Below are 8,403 nucleotides of genomic sequence, written 5' to 3'. Positions count from 1 at the left end.
TGTCGGTAGCCGTTGCCGACCAACTTTTTATCATCCCTCTGGTCAATATCATTGAGTCGGTGCAGCCGGCAAAAGAGCAGCTTAAAAATATCAGTAACCAATGTATGTTGGAGCTGCGTGATGCCTATTGGCCCATAGTACGTTTGCATGCATTTATGGATGTTGACGGGGCAAAAACCAACACTGATGACGCCATACTGGTTCTTATTGAAACCAGTAAAACTCGTTTTGCCCTTCAGGTAGATGATTTAATTGGTCAGCAACAAGTTGTCATTAAAAGTTTGGAGCAACATTACCGGAGGGTGCCGGGGGTAGCCGGTGCAACTATTATGGGCGACGGCAGTGTAGCATTAATTTTAGATGTGGAGTCGCTTTCCACCCAGGTACAAAACGCCTTGGATTTAAAGGACGCGGTATGAACAATCAAGTAATCGATAAGCAGAAAGCCGAAGTGACAAGGCTGGAGTTTCTTACCTTTACCTTGGGTGATGAGCATTACGGCCTGGACATTATGAAAGTTAAGGAAATTCGAGGGTATGAAGCGGTAACTAAAATTGCCAATGCCCCGCCTTTTATCAAAGGTGTTCTAAATTTACGTGGTGATATCGTACCTATTGTGGATTTGCGGCTTAAATTTGCAGTGGGTGAGGCGACTTACAATGAATTTACTATCGTGATTATGTTGCATATTGGCGATCGTATAGTAGGTATAGTTGTTGATGCGGTGTCCGACGTAATTAATATCGGTTCGGATGAGGTAAAGCCACCGCCACAATTTGGCGTGGCATTTGATAGTCAGTATTTGCATGGCCTGGCGCCTGTTAACGAAAATATGATCATATTGCTTAATATTGAAGCATTAATCTCCAGTAAAGAGCTTTGCCTCTTTGATTCTGAAGATTCAAAAGCTTCATTAGCTTTATAAAACTGAATGTGAGGGTTTGGCTATGCTTCAATATCAAATTGTATACTACAGTACAGCAACTAAAGATTTTACTGAGCAGGATTTAATTGAGCTACTGACTATTGCAAATAAATACAACAGTTCAAAAGGTATTACCGGTTGTTTAGTCTATGCCAATGGCAAGTTTATTCAATTATTGGAAGGTGAGCGGGCAGAGGTTTTAGGCCTTTTTGAGCGTATCAAACGCGATCCAAGACATGCAAATGTAACCGTTACAGTAGAAATGGCGGTTAATCAAAAACTTTTTCCTGACTGGGGTATGGCTTTTAAATATTCAAGCAAGGATTTAATTAAGCAGCATGGTGTAAAGCAAGCCGAAAAATGGATTTATTCAGAATTTAACGCTGAAGCTTCACCGGGTAAAGAAGCAATCTTTAACTTTGCTGTCCGCAGTAAGTTAATGGAATCACAGGTGCTGCCTCGTTAAATCTGTTTTTTAATTATAGGAAGACTATGCCATGAATGCATTTATGAAAAAAATTTTTGGCTCTGAATTGAGCCCGAAAGATGCCGAAATAGCAAGAAAAAAAGATGAAATAGCATCTATGGCTGTAGCGCTAAAATCAGCCTTAGATGTTTGTCAGGCCAATGTGATGATGGCTGATGCAGAGATGAATATTATCTATGTTAATCACTCTCTTGAGCGTATGCTAAAAATAAATGAAGATGTTATCCGTAAACAACTCCCTAATTTTAGGGTTGATCAGTTAGTTGGTACTAATGTAGATACCTTTCATCGCGCTCCATCACACCAACGCGGCATTATTGGGCAACTGCAATCACCTTACAACACAAAATTAAAGATCTCCGGTCTTATTTTTGATCTTATAGCCACTCCCGTTTTTGATGAAAGAAAGCAACGGGTTGGCACTGTTGTAGAATGGAAAGATATGACGGAGGAACTGGCTCGGCGCAGTGAAGAGAGAGTGATTCATAATGAGAATCTGCGCATTAGGGATGCCTTAGATAATGTTGAAACCTGCACTATGATAGCTGATGCAGAGAATAACATTATATTTTTAAACAAAGCGGTCATTGAAATGCTCAGAAACGCAGAGCCAGAAATCCGCCAAAGTTTTCCTGATTTTTCTGCAAATAATTTACTCCACAAAAATATGGATATTTTCCATAAAAATCCTGCACATCAAAAAGGTATGATTGAAAAGCTGACATCGACCTATTCCACAACGATTAAAATTGCCAGTCGTACTTTTAAATTAACTGCCAGCCCAATAAAAAATGATGAAGGCCAACGTATCGGTACTGTGGTCGAGTGGCTTGATAGAACCAATGAAGTTGCAGCTGAACAAGATATTGAGCGCTTGGTTAATGCCGCCGCTTCAGGTGACTTCTCCGAACGTATCGATGAGAGCAGCCAAACCGGCTTTTTAAAGGTCATTGCAAAAGGATTAAATACCTTAACTTCAACCAGTGAAGTTGCTCTAAAAGATATAAACCGCGTATTGGGTGCCATTGCCCAAGGTGATTTAACCGAGCGTGTAATAGAAGATTATCAGGGCAGTTTTGGCGCGTTAAAAGATGGCTGTAACGAAACCGCAGAAAACTTATCGCAAATGCTGAGTGAAATTCGCGAAGCCGTTGAAACAATTAATACCGCGTCAAGTGAGATTTCTCAGGGCAATACCGACTTATCAAGCCGCACCGAGCAGCAAGCCTCAAGCCTGGAGGAAACCGCCTCAAGCATGGAAGAGCTCACCAGTACAGTGCGGCAGAACGCCGACAATGCCCGTCAGGCTAATACGCTGGCAGCCAAAGCGTCTGATGTTGCGGTAGAGGGCGGCTCGTTAATAGAGCAAGTTGTTAAAACCATGGCTTCCATAAATGAATCTGCTCAGAAAATATCCGACATTATTGGTGTTATTGACGGTATCGCTTTTCAGACGAATATCTTGGCTTTGAATGCAGCAGTTGAAGCTGCCAGGGCGGGAGAGCAAGGTCGTGGCTTTGCAGTAGTGGCGTCAGAAGTGCGGACTTTGGCGCAGCGGTCTGCCAATGCGGCGAAGGACATTAAGGCGCTGATTTCCGACTCGGTCAATAAAATTAACAATGGTAATGATCTGGTAGGCAAGTCTGGCAACACCATGAAAGAAGTGGTGACCTCGATTAAGCGGGTTAACGATATTATGGCTGAAATTGCTGCGGCTTCTGCCGAGCAATCTGCCGGCTTGGATGAAGTGGGCAAAGCGGTTACCCAGATGGATGAAATGACCCAGCAAAATGCGGCGTTAGTCGAAGAAGCCGCGGCGGCGGCAGAGAGCTTATTATCGCAATCTGAGCAACTAGCGGCCAATGTGGCACGTTTTACGCTGGACGATGAACCGGCGCCAGTAGCCAGAAAAACGCTGGCGGCCCCTAAAAAACAATTAAAAGCCCCTGCTGCCAGACCGGCCACTAAGACCATAGCGAAACCGGCCGGTAAGTTACTTAAACCAACCAAGTCAGATGAGGACGAATGGGAAAGTTTCTAAATATACGCACCCTTAATCTGCATGATGATTATGCAAAGTTGAACTTGATGGTGCAGTGATGCGTTCATTTAGCGGCACTCCTATTTCATAAATGACATAGGAGTGTTAACGATCTTGAATAGTTTAGAGAGGTTTTATGAAGTTGCTCATGATGCTAGATCGCATTTCGTTGAAGCGAAAAATGCTGTTGTTGGCGCTGTTATTTTTAGGCACGTTGGCTGCCCCAACAACATTTTTTTTAAAAGTAGAAAAAGCCAGTCTTGATGTTGTTGAACTTGAGCTAAAAGGTGTTGAATCAGCTTATGGCATGAACAATGTATTAAAATTTATGCAGCAACATCGAGGTATGTCCGCGGGATTTTTATCGGGTAATACACTTGCTAAAAATGCACTACTTGAAAAATCACAAGAGGTAACTAAAGCGCTGCAGACTTGGGAAAATAAGCTCAATACCTGGCAGGCAAACGAGTTGATTTCTCAGGTGGCCGCGCTACGTCAAGCATGGGAACCTTTGGCAAATGACGTTCACCAGCAGAAAATTGATACTGCGAGCTCAAGCCGACAGCATTCAGAATTAATTGCTCAGGTGCTGGAACTTAAAAATACCCTCACTCGGCTAAGCTCCATGGATTACGACCCAGCGGCTGAGACTTACCATATGATTATTGCCGCATTACATGAGCTGCCAGCATTAACAGAAGCCCTGGGGCAAAGCAGGGCATTAGTCAATGTTGCGCTGGTGCAAGGAAATATATCGCTTAACAATCGTCTTCGTTTAAGTGGGCTGTTAAAACTGGCAGCTGAACGTCAAGCAGCTGTAGAGTACCAGCTGTTGCAATCGTCATTGGTTGATGCTGACATAGGTTCGCAGTATAGGGCTGCTCAAGCGTTACGTATAAACGTTAATGCCTTTATCAATCGTATTGAGCAAGAGCTACTGCAGCCTGACCTCCCTATTGGAGATCCCGCAGCGACCTGGTCAGAAATAACTGCATTAATTGACTCACAATTTGCGTTGCAGAACGACACCTTGGCTTTACTTGAGGCAAAGTTACATCAGCGTAAAGCAGATATCCGTTCAAATCTAAATACAACCCTATTTTTGTTAGCGACATTGATTTTACTGAGTGTTGTGATAGGTGTGGTCATTATTCGTGGTGTTATTCGTTCCCTGAATTTAGTGGTGCAAAGCACTGAACAAATTATTGCCGGAGATTATTTGCTCACTGTCGACGGACAGCGAACCGATGAGTTTGGCGCGGTGAATCGCGCCATGTTGAATATGCGAGATCGTTTAAAAGAAGCTGCAGAACAAGAAAAAATAGTACAACAAAATAATGAAAAAGTTGCGAGAGAAAAACTAGCGCAGGCTGAACGGGATGCCGTAAGGGCTGAAGAGTTGCTTCAGATTAAACAGGCATTGGATGTTACCTCCACAAACATAATGATTGCTAATGCAGATCGTAAAATCGTTTACATGAACAATATCATGAAACAGTTTTTACATGAGACTGAATCGTCTTTGCGAGCCAGTTTGCCAAATTTTTCTGCTGCAAATGTCATTGGTGGTTCGATGGATATATTTCACAAAAATCCGCATCATCAATCTAGTTTGCTGAGTAAGCTGGAAAGTGCCCATATTGCTAATATTGTTGTCTGCAAAATGCATTTTAGGCTAACAGCGAATCCAATATTTAATGAAAATCGTCAACGTATTGGTACTGTTTTAGAATGGTTAGACAGAACCGTTGAGGTGGCTGCTGAAAATGAAATTGGTCAAGTGGTTGAGGCTGCTGCTAAGGGTGATTTTTCTGCCCGCATTGACATCGGCTCGAAGAAAGATTTCTTTTTGAAACTGGCTGAAGGTTTGAACACCTTGCTGAACACCACCGAAAGTGGCCTAAATGACATTAACAGTGTGCTTAATGCTATTGCTCAAGGCGATTTAACCGAAAGAGTGACTGCAGATTACCAGGGCAGTTTTGAAGAATTAAAAGACGGGTGTAATTTAACAGCAGAAAACTTATCGCAAATGCTGAGTGAAATTCGCGAAGCTGTTGATACCATAAACACGGTTTCAACTGAGATTTCTCAGGGCAATACCGACTTATTCAGCCGCACCGAGCAGCAAGCCTCAAGCCTGGAGGAAACCGCCTCAAGCATGGAGGAGCTCACCAGTACGGTGCGGCAAAACGCCGACAATGCCCGTCAGGCTAATACGCTGGCAGCCAAAGCGTCTGATGTTGCGGTAGAGGGCGGCTCGTTAATAGAGCAAGTTGTTAAAACCATGGCTTCCATAAATGAATCTGCTCAGAAAATATCCGACATTATTGGTGTTATTGACGGTATCGCTTTTCAGACGAATATCTTGGCTTTGAATGCAGCAGTTGAAGCTGCCAGGGCGGGAGAGCAAGGTCGTGGCTTTGCAGTAGTGGCGTCAGAAGTGCGGACTTTGGCGCAGCGGTCTGCCAATGCGGCGAAGGACATTAAGGCGCTGATTTCCGACTCGGTCAATAAAATTAACAATGGTAATGAGTTAGTCGGTAAGTCAGGCAACACCATGAAGGAGATTGTCACGTCAATTAAACGCGTCAACGACATCATGGCTGAGATAGCGGCTGCTTCATCAGAGCAGTCAGCCGGTTTAGATGAAGTTGGCAAAGCGGTTACGCAAATGGATGAAATGACGCAGCAAAACGCGGCGTTAGTTGAAGAGGCCGCGGCAGCAGCAGAAAGTTTGTTGTCACAATCTGAACAGTTAGCTGCGAATGTGGCCCGCTTTACGTTAGACGATGAACCTGTTCGGCCAGTACGCAAGGCGTTGGCCGCTCCGAAAAAGCAATTAAGGACGGCGGTTGCGAACCCGGCAGTAAAAGCCAAGGCGAAACCTGCTACAAGGTTACTTAAACCAACCAAGTCAGATGAGGACGAATGGGAAAGCTTTTAAGTAGTAGCAAAGCCGACTCTGATCGCCAGTTTAGTTACTCCCGCTCAGAGTTCGATGCGGTAAGGCGTATGCTGTATCAGCTAACAGGGATCCGGTTAGCTGATAGTAAGGATTCCATGGTATACAGCAGGTTGGCGCGCCGCATCAGGGCGCTAAGGCTGAACAGTTTTCAGGAATACTTAGGTCATTTGCAACAGCATAACGCCGAAACCGAGCAATTTATTAATGCGCTAACCACTAATCTCACGTCGTTTTTCCGTGAGCCGCATCATTTTGACATACTTAGTCGCTATTTACAGGCGCATAAGCAGGTTAAAACTATCTGGTGTGCTGCCAGTAGCACCGGTGAGGAGCCCTATTCTATTGCCATGGTAGTGGCGGAAACCTTTGGTCGCTTTGACGTGCCGGTGCAAATTATTGCTTCTGATATCGATAGTCAGGTACTGCAAAAAGCCAAAGCGGGAATTTATAACGCCGAGCGCATCAGCGGATTATGTGAGACACGCTGTAAACAGTTTTTTTATCGGGGCAAAGGGGGGAAGGACGGTTTAGTGAAGGTGGTGCCAGAGTTGCAAAAAATGGTGCAGTTCAGGCAGCTTAATTTACTCGACAAAAAATGGGTTCTTCCTACTCCTATCGATATTATTTTTTGTCGTAACGTAATGATTTATTTTGATAAATCAACCCAGCTTAGTATTCTGTCGCAGATGGTTCAGTTAATGCCCGCTCACGGTTTATACGTTGCCGGCCATTCAGAAAATTTTGCTTATGCTACCCATTTGGTAAAGCCAGCGGGTCAAACGACTTATACGCCTAATTTGGTGCGGGGGACGCATGGCCGAGTTTGATACCGATAATATTCATGTGGCACCGAATCGCTACTTTGATAGGCACTTTGACCGGGAGGCAATAAAAATTCTGCCCGGCGAATATTTTGCTACTAAGTCAGATACGTTAATTGTGACTGTGCTGGGCTCTTGTGTCTCTGCGTGTATTCGTGATCGCGTGACAGGTATTGCGGGCATGAACCATTTTTTATTGCCGAATGATGGCAGTGGTCAGGACAATATTTTGTCAGAGTCTGCGCGTTATGGCGCTTATGCCATGGAGATTTTAATTAACCATTTAATAAAGTTAGGGGCCAGGCGCGAGAATCTTGAAGCAAAAGTATTTGGCGGCGGCAATGTGCTCAAAGGCTTTACCGCAATTAATGTGGGTGAGCGTAATGCTGAGTTCGTGTTGGAATATTTAAATCTCGAGCGTATACCTGTAGTGGCACAAGATTTACTCGATGTTTTTCCGCGGAAGGTCTATTTTTTTCCAGATAGTGGCCAGGTGCTTATCAGGAAAATCAAGTCGCTGCACAACAACACTATAATGGATAGGGAAAGTGCTTATCGTATGCAGCTGCGTAATAAACCTATTCACAATATCCAGCAGGATGTGGAGTTGTTTGATGATTAAAGTGCTAGTAGTTGACGATTCAGCACTGATCCGCAGTTTACTGAGTGAAATTATTCGCAGCGAACCTGAATTTATGCTAGTAGGTGCTGCCAGTGATGCTTATGTGGCTCGCGATCTGGTGAACCTTCATCGCCCAGATGTCATTACGCTGGATGTAGAAATGCCGAAGGTGGATGGCCTGACGTTTTTAGAAAAGCTTATGAAAGCGCGGCCAACTGCCGTCGTGATGATTTCCAGCCTTACCGAACAAGGCGCAGACGTTACCTTGCGAGCTCTGGAGTTAGGTGCTGTAGATTACTTAGCTAAACCAAAACTGGATATTGCCCGTGGTATTGAAGAATACCGGCTTGATATTGTGGCAAAAATTAAAGCTGCAGCGTTAGCTAAGCTTTCAGGCGTTGCCAAGTGCCAGCCGAAAAAAACCGCTAGCTTACGCTTTAAAACAACCGAAAAGATTATTGCCATTGGCGCTTCTACGGGCGGTACTGAAGCCATTAAGGCTGTGCTAACTGAAATGCCGGTTGATAGCCCGGGTATTG

Annotated in this window: 8 protein-coding genes; all 8 read left to right on the top strand. The window is 44.2% G+C overall.

Annotated features, from left to right (window positions below; genetic code table 11):
* Positions 1-419 (top strand): chemotaxis protein CheW (locus V7D78_RS15175; RefSeq protein ID WP_333609301.1); only part of this gene is annotated, 419 nt, incomplete at its 5' end.
* Positions 416-925, top strand: a complete 510-nt coding sequence (locus tag V7D78_RS15170) for a chemotaxis protein CheW (protein WP_333609300.1) — start codon at positions 416-418, stop codon at positions 923-925. The genes V7D78_RS15175 and V7D78_RS15170, both read left to right, overlap by 4 nt.
* Before the next feature lie 22 nt (positions 926-947).
* Complete coding sequence (locus V7D78_RS15165) at positions 948-1,391, top strand: BLUF domain-containing protein (protein ID WP_333609299.1); 444 nt, start codon at positions 948-950, stop codon at positions 1,389-1,391.
* A gap of 43 nt (positions 1,392-1,434) precedes the next feature.
* Positions 1,435-3,453: a methyl-accepting chemotaxis protein gene (locus tag V7D78_RS15160; protein ID WP_333609298.1), complete on the top strand. Its 2,019-nt coding sequence runs from the start codon at positions 1,435-1,437 to the stop codon at positions 3,451-3,453.
* Between the two features lie 136 nt (positions 3,454-3,589).
* A complete protein-coding gene (locus V7D78_RS15155; RefSeq protein WP_333609297.1) occupies positions 3,590-6,400 on the top strand; it encodes a methyl-accepting chemotaxis protein in 2,811 nt (936 codons plus the stop codon).
* A complete protein-coding gene (locus tag V7D78_RS15150; RefSeq protein ID WP_333609296.1) occupies positions 6,385-7,248 on the top strand; it encodes a CheR family methyltransferase in 864 nt (287 codons plus the stop codon). Before V7D78_RS15155 ends, V7D78_RS15150 begins: the two co-directional genes overlap by 16 nt.
* Positions 7,235-7,864, top strand: coding sequence for a chemoreceptor glutamine deamidase CheD (gene cheD / locus V7D78_RS15145; protein WP_333609295.1), 630 nt, complete (start codon positions 7,235-7,237; stop codon positions 7,862-7,864). The genes V7D78_RS15150 and cheD overlap by 14 nt, the downstream gene beginning before the upstream one ends.
* On the top strand, positions 7,857-8,403 hold a 547-nt coding region (locus V7D78_RS15140; protein ID WP_333609294.1), incomplete at its 3' end, for a response regulator. The genes cheD and V7D78_RS15140, both read left to right, overlap by 8 nt.

Source organism: Arsukibacterium sp., assembly GCF_036735525.1.
Classification (GTDB): domain Bacteria; phylum Pseudomonadota; class Gammaproteobacteria; order Enterobacterales; family Alteromonadaceae; genus Alishewanella.
This window is presented reverse-complemented; position numbering and strand designations above follow the sequence as displayed.

Excerpts from the sequence above, each read along its gene's own strand:
- V7D78_RS15165 (WP_333609299.1), top strand. The coding sequence starts at position 948 with ATGCTTCAATATCAAATTGTATACTACAGTACAGCAACTAAAGATTTT.
- V7D78_RS15160 (WP_333609298.1), top strand. The coding sequence starts at position 1,435 with ATGAAAAAAATTTTTGGCTCTGAATTGAGCCCGAAAGATGCCGAAATA.
- V7D78_RS15150 (WP_333609296.1), top strand. The coding sequence starts at position 6,385 with ATGGGAAAGCTTTTAAGTAGTAGCAAAGCCGACTCTGATCGCCAGTTT.
- V7D78_RS15155 (WP_333609297.1), top strand. The coding sequence starts at position 3,590 with ATGAAGTTGCTCATGATGCTAGATCGCATTTCGTTGAAGCGAAAAATG.
- cheD (WP_333609295.1), top strand. The coding sequence starts at position 7,235 with ATGGCCGAGTTTGATACCGATAATATTCATGTGGCACCGAATCGCTAC.
- V7D78_RS15170 (WP_333609300.1), top strand. The coding sequence starts at position 416 with ATGAACAATCAAGTAATCGATAAGCAGAAAGCCGAAGTGACAAGGCTG.